Origin of the sequence: Aneurinibacillus sp. XH2 (genome assembly GCF_001439585.2) — a bacterium.
Lineage (GTDB): Bacteria > Bacillota > Bacilli > Aneurinibacillales > Aneurinibacillaceae > Aneurinibacillus > Aneurinibacillus thermoaerophilus.
Map to the genome: position 1 here is coordinate 1,503,705 of NZ_CP014140.1, position 23,456 is coordinate 1,527,160.

23 protein-coding genes are annotated in these 23,456 nt (G+C 47.3%); all 23 read left to right on the forward strand.

Annotated elements, in window-relative coordinates; all coding sequences use genetic code 11:
- Positions 1–10: 10 nt before the first annotated feature.
- The 23 genes from ACH33_RS07360 to ACH33_RS07470 all read left to right on the forward strand — a co-directional run bounded on the left by ACH33_RS07360 (position 11) and on the right by ACH33_RS07470 (position 23,450).
- Complete coding sequence (locus tag ACH33_RS07360; protein WP_057898425.1) at positions 11–2,086, forward strand: chemotaxis protein CheA; 2,076 nt, start codon at positions 11–13, stop codon at positions 2,084–2,086.
- 13 nt (positions 2,087–2,099) lie between these two features.
- Positions 2,100–2,576, forward strand: a complete 477-nt coding sequence (locus ACH33_RS07365) for a chemotaxis protein CheW (RefSeq protein ID WP_057898426.1) — start codon at positions 2,100–2,102, stop codon at positions 2,574–2,576.
- 4 nt (positions 2,577–2,580) lie between these two features.
- Positions 2,581–3,198: a chemotaxis protein CheC gene (locus ACH33_RS07370; protein WP_057898427.1), complete on the forward strand. Its 618-nt coding sequence runs from the start codon at positions 2,581–2,583 to the stop codon at positions 3,196–3,198.
- Positions 3,195–3,677 carry a chemotaxis protein CheD gene (locus tag ACH33_RS07375; RefSeq protein WP_057898428.1) on the forward strand — a complete coding sequence of 161 codons (483 nt, stop codon included), beginning with the start codon at positions 3,195–3,197 and terminating at the stop codon, positions 3,675–3,677. Before ACH33_RS07370 ends, ACH33_RS07375 begins: the two co-directional genes overlap by 4 nt.
- A 76-nt stretch (positions 3,678–3,753) precedes the next feature.
- Positions 3,754–4,104 carry a hypothetical protein gene (locus ACH33_RS07380; protein ID WP_162265006.1) on the forward strand — a complete coding sequence of 117 codons (351 nt, stop codon included), beginning with the start codon at positions 3,754–3,756 and terminating at the stop codon, positions 4,102–4,104.
- A gap of 17 nt (positions 4,105–4,121) precedes the next feature.
- Complete coding sequence (locus ACH33_RS07385) at positions 4,122–4,910, forward strand: FliA/WhiG family RNA polymerase sigma factor (protein ID WP_057900286.1); 789 nt, start codon at positions 4,122–4,124, stop codon at positions 4,908–4,910.
- Between the two features lie 22 nt (positions 4,911–4,932).
- Complete coding sequence (locus ACH33_RS07390) at positions 4,933–6,372, forward strand: flagellar assembly protein A (RefSeq protein ID WP_057898430.1); 1,440 nt, start codon at positions 4,933–4,935, stop codon at positions 6,370–6,372.
- Positions 6,373–6,390: 18 nt separating this feature from the next.
- Positions 6,391–6,714, forward strand: a complete 324-nt coding sequence (locus ACH33_RS07395; RefSeq protein ID WP_057898431.1) for a hypothetical protein — start codon at positions 6,391–6,393, stop codon at positions 6,712–6,714.
- A gap of 111 nt (positions 6,715–6,825) precedes the next feature.
- Positions 6,826–7,326 (forward strand): DUF6115 domain-containing protein, encoded by a 501-nt coding sequence (locus tag ACH33_RS07400; protein WP_057898432.1) that lies wholly within the window; start codon positions 6,826–6,828, stop codon positions 7,324–7,326.
- A gap of 205 nt (positions 7,327–7,531) precedes the next feature.
- Positions 7,532–8,242 carry a 30S ribosomal protein S2 gene (gene rpsB, locus ACH33_RS07405; protein ID WP_057898433.1) on the forward strand — a complete coding sequence of 237 codons (711 nt, stop codon included), beginning with the start codon at positions 7,532–7,534 and terminating at the stop codon, positions 8,240–8,242.
- Positions 8,243–8,376: 134 nt separating this feature from the next.
- The gene (gene tsf / locus ACH33_RS07410) at positions 8,377–9,264 is read left to right on the forward strand and encodes a translation elongation factor Ts (protein WP_057898434.1); all 888 of its coding nucleotides are present in this window, start codon (positions 8,377–8,379) and stop codon (positions 9,262–9,264) included.
- A gap of 114 nt (positions 9,265–9,378) precedes the next feature.
- Positions 9,379–10,101 (forward strand): UMP kinase, encoded by a 723-nt coding sequence (pyrH, locus tag ACH33_RS07415; RefSeq protein ID WP_057898435.1) that lies wholly within the window; start codon positions 9,379–9,381, stop codon positions 10,099–10,101.
- Positions 10,102–10,106: 5 nt separating this feature from the next.
- Positions 10,107–10,664, forward strand: a complete 558-nt coding sequence (gene frr, locus ACH33_RS07420; protein ID WP_057898436.1) for a ribosome recycling factor — start codon at positions 10,107–10,109, stop codon at positions 10,662–10,664.
- Between the two features lie 64 nt (positions 10,665–10,728).
- Positions 10,729–11,505 (forward strand): undecaprenyl pyrophosphate synthase, encoded by a 777-nt coding sequence (locus ACH33_RS07425; RefSeq protein WP_057900287.1) that lies wholly within the window; start codon positions 10,729–10,731, stop codon positions 11,503–11,505.
- A gap of 22 nt (positions 11,506–11,527) precedes the next feature.
- Positions 11,528–12,313 carry a phosphatidate cytidylyltransferase gene (locus ACH33_RS07430; protein ID WP_236781983.1) on the forward strand — a complete coding sequence of 262 codons (786 nt, stop codon included), beginning with the start codon at positions 11,528–11,530 and terminating at the stop codon, positions 12,311–12,313.
- A gap of 46 nt (positions 12,314–12,359) precedes the next feature.
- Positions 12,360–13,508, forward strand: a complete 1,149-nt coding sequence (locus tag ACH33_RS07435) for a 1-deoxy-D-xylulose-5-phosphate reductoisomerase (protein WP_057898438.1) — start codon at positions 12,360–12,362, stop codon at positions 13,506–13,508.
- Positions 13,509–13,544: 36 nt separating this feature from the next.
- Entirely contained in the window at positions 13,545–14,780 is a 1,236-nt protein-coding gene (rseP, locus tag ACH33_RS07440; RefSeq protein ID WP_057898439.1) for an RIP metalloprotease RseP, read from the forward strand.
- Between the two features lie 111 nt (positions 14,781–14,891).
- Positions 14,892–16,601 (forward strand): proline--tRNA ligase, encoded by a 1,710-nt coding sequence (locus tag ACH33_RS07445; RefSeq protein ID WP_057898440.1) that lies wholly within the window; start codon positions 14,892–14,894, stop codon positions 16,599–16,601.
- Positions 16,602–16,671: 70 nt separating this feature from the next.
- Positions 16,672–20,979 carry a PolC-type DNA polymerase III gene (locus ACH33_RS07450; RefSeq protein WP_091259637.1) on the forward strand — a complete coding sequence of 1,436 codons (4,308 nt, stop codon included), beginning with the start codon at positions 16,672–16,674 and terminating at the stop codon, positions 20,977–20,979.
- Positions 20,980–21,186: 207 nt separating this feature from the next.
- Complete coding sequence (gene rimP, locus ACH33_RS07455) at positions 21,187–21,645, forward strand: ribosome maturation factor RimP (protein ID WP_175493530.1); 459 nt, start codon at positions 21,187–21,189, stop codon at positions 21,643–21,645.
- A 27-nt stretch (positions 21,646–21,672) separates the two neighbouring features.
- The gene (nusA, locus tag ACH33_RS07460; protein WP_057898442.1) at positions 21,673–22,872 is read left to right on the forward strand and encodes a transcription termination factor NusA; all 1,200 of its coding nucleotides are present in this window, start codon (positions 21,673–21,675) and stop codon (positions 22,870–22,872) included.
- Positions 22,873–22,878: 6 nt separating this feature from the next.
- Positions 22,879–23,154: an RNase P modulator RnpM gene (gene rnpM / locus ACH33_RS07465; protein WP_082705944.1), complete on the forward strand. Its 276-nt coding sequence runs from the start codon at positions 22,879–22,881 to the stop codon at positions 23,152–23,154.
- The gene (locus ACH33_RS07470; RefSeq protein WP_057898443.1) at positions 23,151–23,450 is read left to right on the forward strand and encodes a YlxQ family RNA-binding protein; all 300 of its coding nucleotides are present in this window, start codon (positions 23,151–23,153) and stop codon (positions 23,448–23,450) included. Before rnpM ends, ACH33_RS07470 begins: the two co-directional genes overlap by 4 nt.
- Positions 23,451–23,456: the final 6 nt, after the last annotated feature.

Below are 23,456 nucleotides of genomic sequence, written 5' to 3' on the forward strand. Positions count from 1 at the left end.
GGGATGGTTTATGGAAATGAATCAATATTTAGATATGTTTATTGAAGAATCAAAAGAACACATTCAGGCGATCAATGACAATTTGCTCGTATTGGAGAATGAGCCGGAAAATGTAAATTTGATCAACGAAATTTTTCGCTCTGCTCATACGTTGAAGGGAATGGCGGCTACCATGGGCTTTGAAGATATGGCGGCCCTTACTCATGAAATGGAAAATGTGCTTGATCAGGCTCGGAACCATAAGCTTGTACTTAACACGGACATTATGGATGTGATTTTTCAGTGCGTAGACTTATTGGAAACGATGTTGTATTCCATCGCGGGAGGCGGTGACGGAAAGGAAGACGTATCTCGTGTTGTTTCCGCGCTTAAAGCGATTCTGCGGGGAGAGGCGCCAGGAACTGCGCAGAAAAATACAGGCGAACATATCGTGACGACCGGGGAAACAGCCGCCACAACGGAGGTAGTTGCAGCGCCCAGTCACTATAGCTTGGATGCCTACGAAATTACAGTCATTGAGCAATCGATTCAGTCGGGATTTTGCGCCTATTGGATTAAAACGTTAATTCGGGATGATTGCGTGTTGAAAGCGGCGCGTGCGTATATGGTATATGACGGTTTGGAATCGCTCGGGGAAGTCATCAAAACGACGCCTCCCGTCGAAGAAATTGAAGAAGAAAAGTTTGATAAGTCGTTCGAAATCGTTCTGATCAGCAAAGAACCACGCGAAAAAATAGAGCAAACGGTAATGAACGTATCAGAAATCGAAGCGGTAGAAGTGGAAGTTATTGACCTTGCAGCCCATAAGGTAGAGAAAAGAAAGCAGGAAGAAAAGCAGGTATCAGCAGTCACGGCTGCACGGACGGCACGAAAAGGGGCGGAAAGTATCAAAGAAGAGAAGACGTCGCAGACGCCCGTACTGAAAAAAGCAGCAGCAAGTAAGACCATTCGTGTCGATATTGAGAGGCTTGATGTATTAATGAACCTGTTTAGCGAGCTGGTGATCGATCGCGGCAGGCTGGAGCAGTTGGCTCGCGAATCTGGACAAAGTGCCCTGATGGAAACGGTGGAGCACATGAGCCGTATTAGCGGCGACTTGCAAAATATCATCCTTACGATGCGCATGGTGCCGGTGGAGCAGGTGTTTAATCGTTTTCCGCGCATGGTTCGCGATTTAGCGAAAGAATTAAACAAGAAAATCAATCTCGAAATTGTCGGTGCCGAAACAGAGCTTGACCGTACCGTTATTGATGAAATTGGTGACCCCCTTGTTCACTTGTTACGCAATTCTATTGACCATGGCATTGAATCGGTGGAAGAACGGCGCGCGGCCGGTAAGCCAGAGGAAGGGTTAGTACAGCTTAAAGCGTATCACAGCGGCAATCATGTATTTATTGAGGTAAAGGATGACGGCAGAGGCATTAATCGCGAAAAAGTGCTGAAAAAAGCGATTGAGCGCGGGATTGTGACAGAGCAAGCGGTAAGCTCTTTTTCGAATAAGCAAATCGATGAATTGTTGTTTGCTTCTGGTTTAAGCACAGCGGACAAAATTTCCGATGTTTCCGGTCGCGGTGTCGGGCTTGACGTTGTAAAAACAAAAATCGAGTCGCTTGGCGGTTCATGCAGCGTCGATTCAACCCCTGGAGCAGGAACTACATTTTTGATTCAGCTTCCGCTTACGTTGTCTATTATTTCGGCGATGCTTGTGCAGGTGGAAGATGAAAAATTTGCTGTACCTTTAAGTTCCATTATCGAAACGGCCATCTTTTCGCCAGATGAAATTATGCATGCACATCAGCAGAACGTCATCGATTTTCGCGGGCGGATTGTGCCGCTCGTTTCGCTCAAGTCGATTTTCAACATTCCGGATAACGGAAAGCCGAAAGAAAGTGACATTTCGGTTGTTATTGTACGCAAAGGGGACAAAATGGCCGGACTTGTTGTAGATTCTTTTATCGGTCAGCAGGAAATCGTATTGAAATCGCTTGGCAAATATCTTACGAATGTCTTTGCCATTTCCGGAGCGACGATTCTTGGGGATGGTCAGGTAGCCCTTATTATCGATTGTAACGCCTTAATTAAATAGAGGAGGAATAACCATGCTGGATCATAAAGATATTGAAGAAGAAATTAAAGTGATCGTGTTTCGTCTAAAAGATGAAGAATACGGGGTCGAGGTGGGTCAGGTTAAGTCTATTGAACGCCTTGAACATATTACCCGGGTTCCGCGTACGCCGCATTTTGTTAAAGGGGTCATTAATTTGCGCGGCGTTGTCACTCCGATCGTCGACTTGCGCCGCCGCTTTGGTATTGAAGAAACCGCTTATAACGAGGCGACGCGGATCATTATTGTGGCTGTTGGGGAAGTGGAAGTTGGTTTGATTGTTGATTCAGCAAATGATGTTATTGATATTCCTGTCAATGCGATCGAGCCGCCACCGGCAGTGGTCGGAGGCGTTGAGGCGGTATACTTGCGCGGTGTGGCGAAGCTGGATCGCCGTCTGCTGATTCTTCTTAATCTTGATAAAGTATTAAGCACTGAAGAAATCAAGCAACTGGAGAATATTGAGGCATAGGGCGATGAAATTCGAAAGTTTTGGTGATTTTCAGCTTGATGTCCTGCGGGAAATAGGGAATATCGGGGCCGGGAATGCGGCCACCGCTCTTTCAAAGCTGATTTCAAAAGAAATTGATATGCAGATTCCGCAGGTGAATATTATTTCTTTTGACGAAATTGCAGATGTTGTCGGCGGAGCGGAGGCACTTGTCGTGTGCGTATTTTTGCGGGTGTTAGGAGATGTCCCGGCCAGCATGTTTTTTATTATCTCTATAGAATCGGCCAAAAATTTAATGAAAGAACTGCTGGGAATGGAAACAAAGGAAGAAGGCTCTTTCGATGATATGGAACTGTCCATGCTTAACGAAATCGGCAATATTCTTGCTGGTTCCTACTTATCCTCATTGGCCGATTTTACGAACCTGAACATGCAACCGTCAGTACCGGCGGTTGCCATTGATATGGCCGGTGCAATTTTGTCTTATGGTTTGCTTGAAGTTGGTTACAGTGGAGATTTTGCCCTTACTATTGACACGGCCTTTTTTCAGGGGAATGAAGAGATATCCGGTCACTTCTTTCTCATTCCTGATCCAGACGCTTTCTCTCGACTTTTCCAGGCGCTAGGGGTTCCTTTTGAATGAATATTATTAAAGTAGGTATGGCGGATTTAAACGTGGCAAAATCTCCAGATCGGATTCGCACGACAGGTCTAGGCTCCTGTGTAGGGGTTGTATTGTTTGATGGACAGAACAAAATAGGAGGTATGGCTCATATTATGCTTCCTGATTCCTCTTTGAGCAAAGGGCCGCTAAATGTGGCGAAATACGCGGACACGGCCATTCCAAAATTAATAGAAGATATGGAAAGAGCGGGAGCAAATCGCCGCAAGCTGGTGGCAAAGCTGGCCGGAGGAGCGCAAATGTTTGCGTTTTCTGTTGCGAGCGATACCATGCGAATTGGCCCACGCAATGTGGAGGCTTGCAAGCAGGTGTTACATGAGGCACGTATTCCAATTGTTGCCGAAGATACGGGAGGAAATTGCGGGCGTACGATTGAACTAGATAGCTATACCGGTATTTTAAACGTTCGTACGGTAAATCAAGGAGTAAAGGAATTGTAATATGCGGGTAGGTTCAATAAAATGGAACTTTATTGTTGCGGGAATGATCGGCGGTTTCACGCTATTGTTTTCGCTTATGAATAACCTCTTTTGGGAGAGCCTTTTACGTTCTCTGCTTGCTTTTTTGCTATTTTTTCTTCTTATGTTTTTGTTTCGTTATCTAGCAGGTAAAGCCGTCGGCAAAGAAGCTTTGCAGCATATCCCTTCGGAGACAAAAGGACGGCACGTAGATTTGATAACGCCGGAAGATCTTGAATATGAACGCAGTCAGCAGAGCGGTGAAGACGAGAGCCGGGAGAAGCAACCGTCCCGGGCGGACTTTTCGCAATTCACCGCTACTGATTTCCCCACCATTACGCGCAGCAACAGGGAAAATATCAACCCGGAAGAGATCGCGCGGGCTCTGCGTGTATTCTCCGATGAATAGAAGGGAGTGGGCGTATGATGGCGCGAAAACCTAAGAAACAAATTGATATGAATAAATGGAAACGGTGGCGGGAAGAAGGGGATCGGCAGGCAGAAATTGAATTAATTGAGGAGTATCTACCGCTGGTTAACTACGTTGCTAACAGGTTGTCCATCGGCTTGCCGGATATCGTGGACAGAGATGATTTAATTAGCTTTGGTCGCTTGGGCTTGTTAGACGCTTTAAAGAGATTTGATTATACGCGCGGGCTTCAATTTGAAACGTATGGAATGTGGAGGATCCGGGGGGCGATGATTGATGGCTTGCGTGAGAATGATGTGCTTCCCCGTTCTATCCGCGATAAAGCGAAAAAAATCGAAGAGGCGTATGCACAATTGGAGCAGCAATATCTTAGATCCGCTACCGATGAGGAGGTAAGCAGGCATCTAAATATGTCCGTAGAGGAACTGAATCAGATATTGCAGGATGTAGCATTCGCTTCCATGTTTTCACTAGATGAGCCGATTCAGGACGAAGAGGATCAGAAGCATTCCCGGCAATCGGTGATTATTGATGAGCAAGCAGAGAGACCGGAGGCGGCGCTTCACAGGGAACAAAGGAAACAAATTCTCGCGGAAGCCATTGATCGCCTTCCGCCAAAAGAAAGAACAATTGTCGCGTTGTTTTACTATGAGGAATGCTCTTTAACGGAGATTGCGGAAATCATGGGGCTGTCCGCCTCGCGTATTTCCCAGCTGCATTCCAAAGCTATTTTTCGGATGCGGGGAGCGTTGCAGCGGGCGAGAGATTACTTATTAAATGAGTAAAAGGGGGAGAAGGAGTTTGAATATGGAAGAATCAGAAAGTAAAGTAGAGCAAACTTCTACCTCAGAAGCGCTGGCGGATATGGTGAAAATCAAGATTTCCAAAGATAAAATGGAAGCAACCATGGAATTGTTTTTGGAAGATAAAATAAATGTCACATATGAAGAACTTCTGGCGATTTTACACCGTAACCGTGTTACATTTGGAATTGATGATGAGCTGCTTCGGCAAGTCGTCGAAAATCCTTACCTTTATACAGGAAAAAGGTTGATCGTTGCGCGTGGAAATCCGCCGGTTGCCGGCAAAGATGGTTCTATCGAACTTCTTGTGCGTTCGTCCGGCAAAAAAGGCCCGCAGGAGCGCGAAGACGGAAGTGTCGACTATTATAGCGTTCTGGAATTGCTAAATGTTAAAAAAGGACAGTTGCTTGCTAAGAAAATTCCACCGACCAAAGGGCAACCGGGAACAAATGTTAGCGGGGAGAGCGTGCGGAGCAAAGATGGGAAAGAAGCGCGTTTTCGAATCGGAAAAAATGTGTTGCTTGATCAAGATAAGATGCGTGCTTACGCTGCGATAGATGGCCAGCTTTCTATGACTGGAAGAGGAAGGCTGAATGTTCTTCCGGTGTTTGAAGTAAAAGAGGACGTGGATTTCAGCGTTGGAAATATTGACTTTATCGGCAATGTGATTGTACATGGAAACGTGCACCCTGGTTTTACCATTCGGGCGGGAGGCGATATCCGGATCGCTGGTACTGTGGAAAGAGCAACGTTGGAAGCGAAAGGAACCATTGAAATCAGGGGAGGTGTTATCGGTCATCATAAAGGGACAATTACAGCAGGCGTTGATGTGAAAACAAGCTTTATTCAGAGTGCGGTTGTCAAAGCAGAAAATGATGTCATTGTGTCACAGGTCATTATGCACAGCAACGTGAGCGCGGGTCGTGACATTATCTGTAGGTCGACGAAAGGTCTGATTGTCGGTGGGATCGTGCAGGCCGGGCAGAAGGTTGTGGCTAACATTATCGGCAATGCCACGAATACTCCGACCACCGTTGAAGTAGGGACGAATCCTCAATTGCGTGAAGAATTGCACACTTTGCGGAAAGACATAAAAGAATGTATGGAGTCGATTGAAAAGTCGGCTCAGGGGCTTCGTTTTATTGACCGATTGGCGATGCAAGGGAAGCTTACTCCTGAGAAGCAGGCCATGCAAATCAAGCTCAAAAACACTAAACTATTGGCTGAAAAGAAACTGGCTCAGGCAAAAGAAAGAATGGATGAAATCGAAGCAAAATTAAATGGAATGGAAAATGCACGGGTGGAATGTCGTCATGTTATGTACAGCGGAACCAAGTTAGTTTTTGGTAATGCGGTGCGGTTCATTAAGGATAATTGTAGCAAAGTCGCATTCATTCTTGGAGAAGACGGTCAGATTACCTCAACGCTGTTGGAAAGCAAATAAGGGAAAGAAGGGACTCGGATGACGTTACGCGCCCTAGAATTGCAAATTGCGATTCCACGTATGCAGGATATTGGAAAAATTCAGGAGCATTTGAAGGAAAGACCTCAGCAGGAGCAGATGAATCTTAGTTTAGAGCGGGAACAAAAAGATGAAGTGAACCGAACGCGTGTGGCAAAAGCAGAAGAAGCGGTTGAAAGCCGTGTGGCCCGTGACGGAAAGCAAGGAGCTGATTACAGGGGACAGGACGAAGCTAAAAAGCGCAGGCGAAAAAAGAAATTCATTCAGAGTGAAAAGCAAAACCTGCATCCTTATAAAGGACATAGTTTGGATATTTCGCTTTAGATTCCCTTTAATCTTTTGATATTCGTTGTGTAGTAAGAGAGAGGAAATACAGAGGGACGCCAAAGGAACTCATAAAATATCCAAGAATATTTGTATAGTTGGTGAATGTGCATGGTTGAAATTTGGCTTTCCGGTCTTACTGTTGTTATGCTGCTGATAGTGCTGCGTCTTTTGAAAAACAGTGGGGGAGGATCGCAGAACACGGCAGATGAAGAGAGGCTTCAAACATTGATCACCGAGTTTGATCAAGAAAATAAGGAGCTTGTACGTTCGATTGCCCAGTTAAAACGGACGACGGATTTAGAATTGACCGGAGTGAAAGAAGAACTGAAAACGCTTCAGGAACAAGTAAAGGCGCTTACGAGGCAAAATGAGCAGTTGCGACAGTCGCTATCTTCGCTTCAATATCACCATCAAGCTGGTCTCTCAAGTGGTGTAATGTTTTCCGGTTCGACTTCTATTCCTGTTTTTTTGAAGGATGACTACAAAGACATCCCCGATCTATACGTGCAGGGGATGTCTTCGCATGATATCGCCCGCAAGCTCGGGATCGGCAACGGAGAAGTTGAGATGGTATTGCAAATGTTGAAAAAACAAGGTTTTCTTTCCTAAAATATAGCCTTGCTTCATTTGTCATAAAATTTTCTTGACGGCTTGTTGCATTTTTTTAACACCTATGGTATATTTACAGACGGTGTAAAAATACACACGTTCTTCAATTTGGGTGAGGGTGCTTGCGCTTTCAGGTGTGAGTCTCATCTAAAAATGCGAAGGGCGGAGGAATTTTTAAAAACCATTTAAGGAGGTGTCGTTGAAGATGGCAGTAATTTCTATGAAGCAATTACTGGAAGCCGGTGTACACTTTGGTCACCAGACTCGTCGTTGGAACCCAAAGATGGCCCGCTATATCTTCACGGAGCGTAACGGAATTTATATCATTGACCTGCAAAAAACTGTGAAAAAAGTGGAGGAAGCATACAACTTTGTTCGTGAGTTGGCTGCTTCTGGAGGTAAAATCCTGTTTGTAGGTACAAAAAAGCAAGCGCAGGAATCTGTAGCTGAAGAAGCTGAACGCTGCGGTATGTACTACATCAACCAGCGCTGGTTAGGTGGTACGCTGACGAACTTCGCTACAATCCAAAAACGCGTAGCACGTCTTCACCAACTGGAAGAAATGGAGAACGACGGCACTTTTGAAATTCTTCCGAAAAAAGAAGTGATTTTGCTTCGTAAAGAAAAAGAGCGCCTGGAGAAATTCCTCGGCGGTATTAGGAACATGAAAGAACTTCCGGATGCGATTTTCGTAATCGATCCCCGCAAAGAGCGCATTGCAGTTGCTGAAGCTCGCAAGCTTGGTATCCCGATCGTTGGTATCGTTGATACAAACTGTGATCCGGATGAAATTGATTACGTAATTCCTGGTAACGATGACGCGATTCGCGCTGTGAAACTGCTCACTGCAAAAATGGCAGACGCGGTGCTCGAAGCGAACCAGGGTTCTGGTGAAGAGGTCGCAGCTACTGTATAAGTTCCGCAAGCAATGTAAGGGTGGGCGGAGGGTGTAACCTTTCTCCACCCTTTTGTTACACTAAGAACATGAAGCACAACATAAGTGTATCCTTTTATTTTCTGAACATAACTAAGGTGTAGGAGGATTTTCTCATGGCGATTACTGCAAGCATGGTAAAAGAACTGCGCGAAAGAACAGGCGCGGGCATGATGGATTGTAAAAAAGCGCTGCAAGAAGCGAATGGAGACATGGAAAAAGCGATTGACATTCTTCGTGAGAAAGGAATCGCAAAAGCCGCGAAAAAATCTGACCGGATCGCTGCCGAGGGTCTCACTGCTGTGGCTGTTCAGGGAAATGCGGCTTGCATTGTAGAGGTAAACTCTGAAACAGATTTCGTAGCTAAGAATGAACAATTTCAAAGCTTTGTAAAAGACATTACAGAACATCTTTTGAGCCAGCGTCCGACGAACGTAGAGGAAGCGCTTGAACAACCGTTCAAGGGAGAAGGCGCAAAACTGCAAGATGTGCTGAATGAGAAAATCGCTACCATTGGCGAAAACATGAACATTCGCCGTTTTGAAATTCTTGAGAAGCCGGAAGGTAATCTGTTCGGGCAATATTTACATATGGGTGGCCGCATCGGCGTGCTGGTTGAACTTGCAAACACGACAAATGAAGAATTGGCCAAAGATATTGCGATGCAAATCGCGGCTGCGCGTCCGACTTACGTAACTCGCGACCAAGTAGACGCGAAAGAACTTGAAAGAGAACGTGAAGTTTTGACAGCGCAAGCGCTTAACGAAGGCAAACCGGAAAATATTGTGCAAAAAATGGTGGAAGGCCGCCTGAACAAGTATTATGAAGAAGTTTGCCTTGTCGAGCAAGCATTCGTGAAAGATCCTGATAAGAAAGTAAAAGATTTGCTGAAAGCTGAAAACGCGGAAGTTGTGCGTTTCGTTCGCTATGAAGTGGGCGAGGGCATCGAGAAAAAAGCTGATAACTTCGTGGAAGAAGTAATGGCGCAAACGAAAAAACAATAATGCCTAATGACCGAATAGGGAACACACCGTGTTCCCTATTTTATAAACTGCTGAAAAGCAGGAATTTGCCTTTGTATTCACGAAGAATTTAAAAAGGATTGGAGTTGTTTTTCAATGCCACTTCCCGCGTATAAGCGTGTTGTATTAAAATTAAGCGGAGAGGCCCTCGCCGGAAATGTGGGGTATGGGATCGATTCCGACGTAATTACATCCATTTCCCATCAAATCAAAGAAATCGTGGAGCTTGGCGTGCAGGTTGCCATTGTGGTCGGGGGTGGAAATATTTGGCGTGGCCTTGCTGGAAGCGCTAAGGGCATTGACCGTACAACCGCCGATTATATGGGAATGCTTGCTACGGTTATGAATAGCTTGGCACTGCAGGATGGTCTTGAGAAAGTAGGCGTTCCGACACGCGTGCAAACCTCGATCGAAATGCGGCAAGTTGCCGAACCTTACATAAGAAGAAAAGCCGTGCGCCATCTGGAAAAAAACCGTGTCGTGATTTTCGCGGCCGGTACGGGTAATCCTTATTTCTCTACCGATACAACAGCGGCGTTGCGTGCGGCTGAAATTGAAGCGGAAGTTATCCTTATGGCCAAAAACAAAGTGGACGGGGTATATTCTGCCGATCCGGTGCTTGACCCCAACGCCGTGAAATACGAAACACTTACGTTCCTCGAAGTGTTAAATAAGGGATTGGGCGTGATGGATTCCACCGCTTCAAGCCTGTGCATGGATAACAATATTCCGCTTATTGTTTTCTCGATTCTTGAAGAGGGGAATATTAAGCGAGTGATTATGGGCGAAAAAATCGGTACGATTGTGAAAGGAGAATAGCGACGATGCCACAGCAAGTAATAAAAGAAGCCGAAGAAAGAATGGATAAAGCGATCGCTTCTTTAAAACGCGAGTTGTCAACTCTGCGTGCCGGTAGAGCGACTCCGGCTTTGCTTGATAAAGTAATGGTTGATTACTACGGCTCTCAAGTACCGGTGAACCAGACTGCGAATATTAGTACGCCGGAGCCGCGCTTGATTGTTATCCAGCCGTGGGAAAAAAGCATGCTGGGACCGATTGAAAAAGCGATTCTTAAATCCGAACTTGGATTGACGCCGACAAACGACGGAAACGTCATCCGTATCGCGATTCCGCCGTTAACAGAACAACGCCGGACGGAGCTGGTGAAACTGGCGAAAAAAGAGGGCGAGGAAGCGAAAATCGCCATCCGCAACATTCGCCGAGATGCCAACGATGCAATTAAGAAAATGGAGAAAAACGGCGAAATTACGGAAGACGACATGAAGCATAATCAGGATTTGGTGCAAAAAGTAACGGATAAACATGTGAATCTGGTGGATCAAATCGTTTCTGAAAAAGAAAAAGAAATCATGGAAGTGTAACGCGTAAACCCCCTCTTCGATGAGGGGGTTTATGATATATTCCTTTGTACGGGGGAACGTACGTATGCTTAATAAACTAACCAGGTGGATGCAAAGAAGTGAAGAAGATTCTCTGCCGGGCGAATGGAATCTGAACCCGCATAACATTCCGAAGCATGTGGCCATTATCATGGATGGAAACGGCAGATGGGCGAAGCAGCGCGCTTTGCCGCGCGTAGCTGGGCATCGAGCCGGGATGAAGACAGTGAAAGAAATTACGAAAGCAGCGGACGAAATTGGGATTGAAGTGCTGACGTTGTACGCTTTTTCAACGGAGAATTGGAAGCGCCCCGCGGATGAAGTTGAATATTTGATGCGCCTGCCACAGGAGTATCTGGCAACAGAACTGAAAGAACTGATTGAGCGCAATGTGCAGGTGCGCATGGTGGGATATGAGGAAAGTCTCCCCGAATATACGTTGAAAGCGGTTCGTGAAGCAAGGGAAAAAACACGCCACAATACCGGGCTGATTTTGAATTTTGCGCTGAATTACGGTAGCCGTGCGGAAATGGTCACGGCCGTGAAGCAAATCGTGCAGGAAGTGCAAGAAGGTAAATTGGATATAGAGCAGATTAATGAAGAGATGTTTGGCTCTTACCTGACTACAAGAGGACTGCCTGATCCTGACTTGCTTATCAGAACAAGCGGCGAGCTTCGTCTGAGTAATTTTATGCTATGGCAGCTTGCGTACAGTGAATTCTGGTTTAGCGACGTGTATTGGCCTGATTTTTCCCGGAACCATTTTTTTGAGGCTATTAAAGCGTATCAGCAGCGCAACAGAAGATACGGAGCGCTAACGTAACAGCGGGCGCGCCGGATAAGAGGTGGAACGCTTGAAAACACGGGTAATTACAGGGATTTTTGGAGGGGCAGGCTTTCTTCTTGTTGTTTATCAGGGGGGAATTTGGTATACTGCCCTTGTTTTTTTTCTTGCTACGCTTGCATATTATGAGCTCATTTGCATGAACCGAATCCGCCTGGTGGATTGGCATGGGCTGACAGGCCTTGTTTTTCTTTGGGTTTTGCTTTTCCCAAATGTAGTATGGGATGAAAAAATGTTGCGCGGCGATGTCGTGTTCCTGTTTGTATTAGCGTTTTTGTTTATTACCGTTGCCTCTAAAAACCGTGTCGAATACCACCAGGTCGCTTACCTTTTGTTTAGCGCGTTTTATTTGGGCATCGGGTTCCATTTTATGAATGAAACCCGGATTACAAACGGGCTGATGGTGACACTGGCTATTTTATTCAGTACGTGGGCGACGGACACAGGCGCCTACTTCGTCGGAAAAGCGCGGGGAAAAACGAAGCTATGGCCATCTATCAGCCCGAACAAAACGGTGGAAGGTGCCCTTGGCGGAGTGATATTGGCTATTCTTACAATGGTTATTTTTTCCCTCGTAACAGATTCACTGACGCTTCCGCGCGCTGTGCTGATCGCATTTATTATTTCGATAAGCGGCCAGATTGGTGATCTAATGGAATCGGCCATCAAGCGTACGCTGAACGTTAAGGACTCGGGTACAATTCTGCCCGGTCATGGGGGCGTGCTTGACAGGTTTGACAGTTTAATCATTGTCTTCCCTGTTCTGCATTTGCTTCATTTGTTATAAAATGAGAAAAAGAGAGAAAGAAGGTAGACCATCCATAGGAGGAAATATGAAAAAAATCGCCATCCTAGGTTCTACAGGATCAATAGGGACACAGGCGCTCGATGTGGTACGGCAGCATCCGGAGCGCTTTTCCGTTGCGGCACTCGCGGCGGGACAAAACATTGGGCTTTTGGCCGAGCAGGCCAGAGAATTTAAGCCGCGTATTGTTTCGGTAAGTACAAAAGAACTGGCTGAAAACATTAAACTGCAACTGCCTTCTGAAATTCAGGTAACATGGGGAGAAGAAGGAGCCTTTGCTGTAGCGACTCATCCTGACGCAACTTTTGTCATTTCTGCTATGGTAGGCAGCGCAGGTCTAGCGCCGACGCTCGCCGCCATTGAAGCGGGGAAGTGCATTGGCCTGGCCAATAAGGAAACGCTGGTTACCGCCGGCCATATTGTGATGCAAAAAGCGAAAACGCGTGACGTTTCCGTCATTCCGATAGATAGCGAGCATTCCGCCATTTTCCAATGTTTACAGGGAGAAGATAGAAGGACGATAAAACGCCTGATTATTACTGCATCTGGCGGATCTTTTCGCGATTTAAGCCGGGATCAGCTTCGGAATGTAACCGTGGAACAGGCGCTTGCCCATCCAAATTGGAGCATGGGGGCTAAAATTACAATCGATTCGGCTACAATGATGAATAAAGGGCTGGAGATTATCGAAGCCCACTGGCTGTTTGATTTGCCGTACTCGAAAATCGACACGATTCTCCATAAAGAAAGCATTATTCATTCCATGGTGGAGTTTACGGATCGAGCGGTAATGGCCCAGCTGGGGACACCCGATATGCGCATTCCGATTCAATATGCGCTTAGCTATCCAGAAAGGGTGCCGCTGGAAACGGAACCGTTAGACCTCGTAAAAATTTCTAGCCTTCATTTTGCGACGCTGGATTTTGAGCGTTACCCCTGTCTTCGTTTTGCTTATGAAGCGGGCCGAATAGGCGGTACGATGCCGACTGTGTTGAACGCTGCTAATGAAGTCGCAGTAGCGAGATTTTTACGTAAGGAAATTCCGTTTCTGGCCATTGAGGATACGATCGCGCACGTGATGGCAAAGCACCAGGTCGCGGAACATCCGAACCTGGATGAGATTTTTGAGGCGGACATGTGGGCGCGTCAGGTAGCGACGCAGTATCAACCGGTCTAATGGAAAGGTCAAACAATCAGGAAAGGTGGAACCCCGTTGGTACAAGTTTTAGCCATTGTTCTTGTGTTCGGACTGTTAGTGTTTATTCATGAGTTAGGACATCTTCTTCTTGCCAAACGCGCAGGAATTTTATGTCGAGAATTCGCCATTGGCATGGGGCCGAAATTGTTTTCGTTTGTAAAGGGCGAAACGCGGTATACGCTTCGCCTGCTGCCGATTGGCGGATTCGTGCGCATGGCCGGAGAGGATCCGGAAGTGATTGAGATTCATCACGGACAAGATGTAGGCCTTACGTTTGACAAAGACGGGAAAGTGACGCACATTATTCTTACGAACATCCGCAATCACCCGGAAGCGACTGTAGTGACGGTGAAAGAAGCTGATTTGGAGCATCAGCTGTTGATCCGGGGGATAGAGGACGGGGAAGAAGTGAGTTATCCTGTCCATCCGAAAGCGGTGATTTTGCAGCATAACCAAGAGACGCAGATCGCGCCTTATGATCGTCAGTTTGGCAGCAAAACGGTAGGACAACGCGCGGCTGCCATTTTTGCAGGACCGCTGGCTAATTTTTTGCTTGCGTTTGTATTGCTTACTGGATTGGGACTGGCTTACGGCGTTCCTGTAGATAAACCGATCATCGGGCAGACGATCCCGGATCAGCCAGCGGCGCAGGCCGGCTTGAAACAAGGGGATAAAGTGCTGTCCGTGGCCGGCAAGCCGATGAATACGTGGAAAGATATTGTTCAAATTGTGAGTGCATCACCCGGAAAAGAGCTAACTTTTGTTATTGAGCGAGAGGGAGAACAGTTTTCCGTGCCTGTTACCCCGGTGAAAGAGGGAGAGATCGGGAAGATCGGCGTGTATTCGCCGACATCCAAATCTCCGCTCGGCGCAGCCAAGTACGGGGCGGTAACGACATACGAGTTTTCCAAATTGATTTACCAAATGCTTGGTAAATTGTTTACCGGTCAAGTTCCGGTACAGGAGCTGTCGGGGCCGGTGGGGATTTTCAATTATACCTACAAAGCAGCGGAAAACGGGCTTGTCGTTCTTGTTCAGTGGGCGGCAGCGCTTAGTGTGAACTTAGGGATCATGAATTTGCTTCCGTTGCCGGCGCTCGATGGAGGAAGGCTGGTGTTTATTGGGATTGAAGCGTTGCGGGGACGACCGATTGACCCGCAAAAAGAAGGCATGGTTCATTTCCTTGGCTTTGCTTTCCTAATGGTGCTTATTCTCGTGGTAACATGGAACGACATTCAACGTTTCTTTTAATAAAACCATCATGGTTTGTCAGTTACAAGCCCCGGTATGAAAGCAACATATTCATGCTGTCATCCATTTTCACAGAAGTTACAAGTCGTATTTATGAGGAGGTAGAGTGTTGTGAAGCAATCCAAACTATTTCTCCCGACGCTTCGGGAGGTGCCGGCAGAGGCGGAAATTGCAAGCCACCAGCTAATGGTGCGCGCGGGGCTGATGCGTCAGCTTGTATCTGGCGTTTATACATATTTGCCGCTTGGACTTAGAGTTCTGCGCAAGGTGCAGGAGATCGTCCGCGAAGAGATGGATAGAGCAGGTGCGCAGGAAATTTCCATGCCGGCCATTCAACCCGCTGAATTATGGCAGGAAACAGGACGCTGGGATGCCTATGGCCCTGAATTAATGCGCCTCAAAGATCGCCATCATCGCGACTTTGTGCTCGGTCCGACGCATGAAGAGGTTGTGACCAGCCTTGTGCGGGATAACTTGAATACGTACAAAAAATTGCCGATTAACCTTTATCAAATTCAAACAAAATACCGTGACGAGGTGCGGCCACGCTTTGGGGTCATTCGTTCCCGCGAATTTATCATGAAGGACGCATACAGTTTTGATGTAAGCCGGGAAGGGTTGGACAAAAGCTACCAAAGCATGTACGATGCGTACACCCGCATCTTTACGCGGGCCGGGCTTACATTCCGGGCGGTCGAAGCGGATGCGGGAGCCATTGGAGGCAAGGGCACGCATGAATTTATGGCGCTGTCTGAAATCGGGGAAGATACCATCGCCTATTGCACGTCTTGCGACTACGCGGCAAACCTTGAAAAGGCCGAAGTTGTGTACAAGCCTGTTGCAGAGCGTACTGTGACAGAAGCGCCGATGGAAAAAGTGCCGACACCGGGCGTGAAAACGATCGAACAACTAATGAATCATTTCAATATGGAAGCGCGTCAGTTTATTAAAGCGCTCGTCTTTAAAGCGGACGATCGCTTTGTTGTTGCCCTTGTGCGCGGGGATCATGAGCTGAACGATGTGAAACTGAAGAATCTTGTCGATGCCAACGTGCTAGCGATGGCAACGGAAGAAGAAATGAAGAAACTAGGCATTCCGCTCGGCTTTGTCGGTCCGTTCCATCTGCCGGAGGGAGTGGAAGTGTACGCTGACCTCGCTGTGCAGGATATGGGAAGTGCGGTTGCGGGCGCAAACGAAAAAGACTACCACTATACACATGTGGTGCCAGGTCGCGATTTTACGGTACAAGCGTATGCGGATTTGCGCAATATTGTAGAGGGCGATGAATGTTCGCGCTGTGGCGGCCATATAGCGTTTGCACGCGGAATCGAAGTGGGTCATGTCTTCAAGCTAGGTACACGCTACAGCGAGAAGATGGGCGCAAAGTTCCTCGATGAGAATGGCAAAGAGCAACCGATGATTATGGGATGCTATGGTATCGGCATTTCTCGTATGGTGGCTGCGTGCGTGGAGCAGAACCATGACGAAAACGGTATTATTTGGCCTTGGTCGCTGGCGCCGTACCACATCCATGTTGTGCCGGTCAATGTGAAAAATGAAGAACAAAAACAACTGGCAGAATCCATTTACGAAATGCTTGGGCGAGCGGGATATGAAGTGCTACTTGATGACCGTCCGGAGCGCGCTGGTGTAAAATTCAAAGACGCGGATCTCATCGGCTTGCCGATTCGTGTGACGGTGGGCGGCAAAGCCAGTGAGGGGATTGTGGAATGTAAGGTGCGTAAAACCGGTGAAAGCCAGGATGTGCATGTGGACGAACTTTTGGCCCATATTCAACACTTTGCTACTTCACTACAATAATAAATAAGAAGCGGACAGGGTACTCCTTTTTTGGGGTACCTGCTTACTCTTGCAGGAGGAAGGTGCTATCATGGGGAATCACTTGGCGAAGCAGGAGCGTTTTAACCTTTTGCTTCAACAATTGGCCATTCCGCCTGAATTTGTCGAGAAATATTTTGTCGGCGGCCTGATTGATAAAGTGGATGTCTACCGACAGGAAAAGCGCTGGCACTTTTTTTTTGAGCTTCCGGAACTTTTGCCGTTGAATGTATATCAGGCATTTTATGCTAAGCTAACGCAAACGTTCAGCAATATCGCCGCCGTTGATTGCGATATGCGCTACGCGCAGCCGGTTCCGTTAGCGGGTTTTGTCAAAGAATATTGGCCGCTCATCGTGGAGAAAGTAACACCTCACATCAACTCCACGGCAACCTATTTAAAGAACGCTACTTATGAGGTGGAAGATAACAAATTGAAGCTGGGCGTGCTTGACACGTTTGCGATAGAAAAAATGAAGCAGCGCAAAGTGGATGACTGGATTAACCAGACGGTAAAAAAGCTGTGCGGGGAATCGTTGGTGGTCACCTATTACGTGGCGCGAAACGAAGAAACGTATCAACAGTTCGTGGAGCAGCGGGAGGAAGAAGATAGAACCCGTGCGATGGAGGCGCTGCTTGAAAAGCAGAAAGAGAAAGAAAAAATCGAAGCGAGCAAAGAGGCTGCCGTGGCAGGGAATGAACTGCAAATCGGTTACGAAATCAAAGAAGAGCCAATCCCGATCCGTGAGATTCAAGAAGAGATGGGCCGCACGGTTATTCAGGGACTGGTGTTTGGTACGGATATTCGCGAACTGCGCAGCGGGCGCACGCTGTGTATGTTTAACATTACCGACTACACGGATTCCCTACAGGTAAAAGTTTTTGCCCGCGACAAAGAAGACGTGCCAAAGCTGATGGCGATTAAAAACGGCATCTGGGTCAAAGTACGTGGTACAATCCAAGAAGATACATTTGCACGTGAGCTTGTCATGACGGCAAAAGATATTGTCCAGGTGCAGCCGACCGCTTCCCGGATGGACAACGCCACGGAGAAGCGCGTAGAATTTCATTGTCATACCAACATGAGCGCGATGGATGGCGTTGCTTCAGCGGAACGGTTAATCAAGCAGGCAGCTGAATGGGGACACAAAGCGATTGCCATCACCGATCACGCAGTAGCGCAGGCATTTCCAGAGGCGTTTTCTGCTGCGAAGAAATACGGCATTAAAGTGATCTACGGTATGGAAGCGAACGTGGTGCCTGACTCTGCAGTGATCGTGCACCAGCCGCAGAGCAGGGAACTTGCAGACGATACGTATGTTATTTTCGACGTGGAGACGACCGGTCTTTCCGTTGTTAACAACACGATTATTGAGATTGCTGGCGTTAAAATGAAAAACGGTGAAATTATCGGCCGCTACGAATCGTTTGTCAATCCGCACGAGCCGATTCCGCTGAATATCCAGCAACTGACCAACATTACTGACGATATGGTAAAAGATGCCCCGGAACTTGATCAAGTCATTCGTGAGTTTGTCGACTTCGTCGGTGACGCGGTGCTTGTAGCGCATAATGCGAAGTTTGATATGGGTTTTTTGCAGGCAAGCTTAAAGAAGGTTGGTTTGCCTCCGATCGGGAATCCGTTCTTTGATACGCTCGAACTTGCACGATTTCTATACCCCGGCATGCGCAACCACCGGCTGAATACGCTTGCGGAAAAATTCAATGTTAGCTTAGAGAATCATCACCGCGCTGTGGATGATTCCGAAGCAACCGGTCATATCTTTTTTCATATGCTAAAAGACGTGCTGGCACAGGATATTACCAACTTGGACGATTTGAACAACCATGTTGGGCTTGATCTGCAAAATGCGCGTCCGTTCCATTGCAATATTTACGCGCTGAATGAGATAGGCAAGAAGAACCTGTATAAGCTCATTTCCTTGTCTCATACTGAATACTTGTACAAAACGCCGCGCATTCCGCGCGCGCAAATTCAAAAGCATCGAGAAGGTTTGCTGATTAGTTCAGGCTGCGAAAAAGGCGAATTTTTTGAAACGGTCTTGAATAAAAGCCAGGAAGAAGCGGAAGAAGTTGCCCGTTTCTATGACATCTTGGAAATTCAGCCGATTGAGATCAATCGCCATCTGATTGAAAAACAGTTGGTGCCGAACGAGGCGGCGCTAATGGAAGCAAACCGCAAAATCGTGGAAATTGGTGAGAAGCTTGGTATCCCGGTTATTGCGACAGGCAATGTGCACTATGTGCATCCTTACGAAAAAGATTACCGGGAGATTTTAATTCACGGCATTACCGGCTTCAGCCCGCTGAAAGAGCAGTACAAGCCGGATGCTCATTTCCGCACGACCGAAGAGATGCTGGAAGAGTTCAGGTATTTGGGCGAAGAAAAAGCGAAGGAAGTTGTTATTACGAACCCGAATATGCTGGCCGACCAGTTTGAAGAGCTGGAAATTATTCCGAAAGATTTGTACACTCCGAAAATCGAAGGAGCGGACGAAGAAATCCGCACGATGAGCTATAACAAAGCAAAAGAATTATATGGAGACCCGCTCCCGGAAATTGTGGAGAAACGGCTGGAAAAAGAATTAAACAGTATTATCACGCATGGATTTGCCGTTATTTATTTGATTTCGCACAAGCTTGTAAAAAAATCAATCGAAGACGGCTATCTTGTTGGTAGCCGGGGCTCGGTCGGTTCGTCATTTGTCGCCACTATGACGGAAATTACGGAAGTAAATCCACTGCCCCCGCATTACCGCTGTCCAGAGTGCAAGCATAGCGAATGGTTTACGAAAGGCGAGTATGGTTCCGGGTTTGACCTTCCATCTAAGGATTGTCCGAAATGCGGCACGACGATGGTAGGCGACGGCCACGATATTCCGTTCGAAACGTTCCTTGGGTTTAAAGGAGATAAAGTTCCCGATATCGACTTGAACTTCTCAGGGGAATATCAGCCGCACGCCCATAACTACACGAAAGTGTTGTTTGGCGAGGATTATGTGTATCGCGCGGGAACGATCGGTACAGTGGCTGAGAAAACGGCGTATGGCTTTGTCCGCAAATACGCAGAAGAAAAAGGAAAGAACTGGCGCAACGCTGAAATGAGTCGCCTTGCGGCCGGGTGTACAGGTGTTAAACGAACAACGGGTCAGCACCCCGGGGGGATTATCGTCGTACCGGATTACATGGAGATATATGACTTTTGCCCGATCCAGTATCCAGCGGACGATAAAAATGCGGAATGGCGTACAACCCATTACGACTTCCACTCCATCCACGATAACCTGCTCAAGCTGGATATTCTCGGTCACGACGATCCGACGGTGATTCGGATGCTGCAAGATTTGACAGGCCTTGATCCGAAAAAAATTCCAGTCTGCGATCCGAAGGTCATGAAGATTTTCAGTGGCACTGAAGTGCTAGGCGTAACGCCTGAACAAATTGAAAGCAATGTCGGAACACTTGGTATTCCGGAATTTGGAACAAAGTTTGTCCGTCAAATGCTCGAAGATACCCGTCCATCTACATTTGCGGAACTTGTGCAGATTTCCGGTCTGTCACACGGCACAGACGTATGGCTCAACAACGCCCAGGAACTTGTGCGCAATGGTACATGTGAATTAAAAGACGTGATCGGATGCCGCGATGATATTATGGTCTATCTTATGCACAAAGGGCTTGAGCCTTCGTTTGCGTTTAAAATCATGGAGTCCGTAAGGAAAGGGAAAGGTCTTACGCCGGAGATGGAAGAAGAAATGAAGAAACACAACGTGCCGGATTGGTACATCTGGTCATGCAAGCAGATTAAGTACATGTTCCCGAAAGCGCACGCGACAGCGTATGTACTGATGGCGGTGCGGATTGCGTACTTTAAAGTGTATTATCCGATTCATTTCTATGCGACGTATTTTACCGTACGTGCAGACGACTTTGATATTGAGCTTGCAGTGCAGGGTTCCGCTGCGATTCGTGCACGTATGAAAGAAATTGCTGAAAAAGGCAATGACGCGCAACCGAAGGAAAAATCGCTGTACACGGTGCTTGAGATGTGTCTGGAGATGTGTGAGCGCGGTTTCAGCTTTAAAAATGTTGATCTGTACCGCTCGGACGCCACTAGGTTTATTATTGACGGCAATAGTCTGATTCCGCCGTTTAACGCGCTGGCAGGCGTGGGTACAAGCGCCGCGATTAACATTGTTAAAGCACGCGAGGAAGGCGAATTTCTGTCGATTGAAGACTTGCAGCAACGCGCACGTTGCTCGCGTTCCGTTATCGAATTGCTACAGCAACAGGGATGCCTTGACAGTTTGCCGGAAACGAACCAGTTGTCCCTATTCTAAAGAACGGCAACGCTCCTTGTTGGCACGTTATAGATGGCACCTGTTGCCTGAACGCGGTAATTATGCTATAATGCGTTTTGGTAATACTAAGTATACGTATCTAATGACGCGAAGAGTGGGGAAACCCACTCTTTCCTTTTAGCCAAATAAGCGTTCTAGCTATTTGCTGCACGATTCTATCGAACTTTGCTTAGGGGGTTTATGTTCTTGAGCCAACACGTAATCGCCGTGACAGAAGAACTTGTCACACCGATTCTTGAAGAAGAAAACTTGGAACTTGTCGAAATTGAGTACACAAAAGAAGGCGCTAACTGGTTTCTTCGCGTCTATATCGACAAAGAAGGAGGTGTGGATATCGAGGACTGCGGACGAGTCAGCGAAAAGTTAAGCAAGAAGCTGGATGAAGCGGATCCGATTCCAGGAGCTTATTTTCTCGAAGTTTCTTCTCCTGGAGCTGAGCGCCCGTTGAAAAAAGAAAAAGACTTTGAACGTGCCGTGGGCAGGCATGTGCATGTTACCACATACGAACCGATTAACGGAGCTAAAGTGTTCGAAGGCGAGCTCATATCTTACGATGGAAAACAATTGGAGATTAAAGAAGGGAAAACAAGCGTGGTCATTCCACGGGAAAAAGTGGCCAGTGCCCGGCTTGCCATTGTGTTTTAATGTTTGAAAGGAGGATAAGGGATAACGATGAATGCCGAATTCATTGAAGCTTTAAACGAGATAGAAAGAGAAAAAGGAATTAGCAAAGAGGTGCTAATTGAAGCGATTGAAGCGGCGCTGGTCTCCGGTTATAAACGCAATTTTAACTCCGCGCAAAACGTGCGTGTTGATATTAACCGCGAGCTGGGGAACGTCCGAGTTTTTGCCCGCAAAACAGTGGTAGAAGAAGTAACAGACCCTCGTTCGCAAATTTCACTCGAAGAAGCCCAAGAAATCGATCCTAACTACATGGTTGACGACATTATTGATATGGAAGTTACGCCGCGTGATTTCGGCCGCATTGCCGCACAGACGGCCAAGCAGGTTGTAACGCAGCGCATTCGTGAGGCTGAGCGTGGCATTATTTATAACGAGTTTGTCGATCGTGAGCAAGATATTATAACAGGTATTGTCCAACGCCAGGATCATCGTTTTTATTATATTGATCTTGGCAAAGTAGAAGCGCTTATGCCGCTCAATGAAAAAATGCCGAACGAGACATTTAAGCAGGGAGATCGCGTTAAAGCATTTATTACGAAGGTTGAAAAGACGACGAAGGGGCCACAGATCTTTGTGTCTCGCACGCACCCGGGTTTGCTCAAGCGTCTATTTGAATTGGAAGTGCCGGAGATTTTTGATGGTGTAGTAGAGATTAAATCGGTAGCGCGCGAAGCAGGCGATCGCTCCAAAATTGCAGTATATTCATCCGATCCAAATGTGGATCCGGTTGGCGCTTGTGTTGGACCTAAGGGAATGCGCGTGCAGACGATTGTCCAGGAGCTAAAGGGCGAAAAGATCGATATCATGAAATGGTCAGAAGACCCCGCAGAGTATGTAGCCAATGCTCTTAGCCCGTCCAAAGTCATGCACGTAACGGTATACGAAGCGGAAAAAATGACGCGCGTCATTGTACCTGACTATCAGCTATCTCTCGCCATCGGCAAGCGTGGACAGAACGCGCGTTTAGCTGCTAAGCTGACCGGTTGGAAGATTGACATTAAGAGCGAGAGCCAGGCCGCAGAGGAAGGTTTTGTCTACAGTGAGCCGGTGTCCGTCGTATCCAAAGACAAAGCCGATGAGTCGAAAGACGAATGGATGCAGAACGAGGCGTACGAACAGGAGAACGAAGAGGAAAACAAGCCGGTGGAAGAAGCACCTGCTTCAAATGCCGGGGATGAAAGGGAGTAGATTTTCGTGAAAACGAGAAAAACTCCACAAAGAAAATGCATCGCCACCCAGGAGATGTTCGATAAGCGCGATTTGCTGCGCATCGTGCGGACGCCGGAGGGTGAAATCAAAATTGATCCAACTGGCAAAGCCTCCGGGCGTGGCGCGTATGTTTCCCGTTCTTGGGAAGCTTTTGAAATTGTGAAGAAGAAGAAGCTTCTCAATCGCGCCTTGAAGGCAGAAGTGACGGATGAAATGTATGAGGAGCTAGAACGCGAATTTGCGAGGCTTGTGCGCAAATGAACAAAGTGGAGCAAATGCTCGGCCTCGCGCAGCGGGCCCGCAAGATTATTACGGGTGAAGAATTCGTCATCAAAGCGATCCGCCAGGGACAGGTGCGCTTGGTCATCTTGGCGGAAGACGCATCCCCGAACACTCGCAAAAAGGTAATGGATAAGTGCAGCAGTTACCATGTCCCCTGCGAGACGTACGGCGACCGCTGTACGCTCGGCGCTGCGCTTGGGAAGGAGCAACGAGTCGTCATCGGCGTAACTGACGTCGGCTTTGCAGCAAGATTGACACAGTTGATTCACCAATAACTGTCG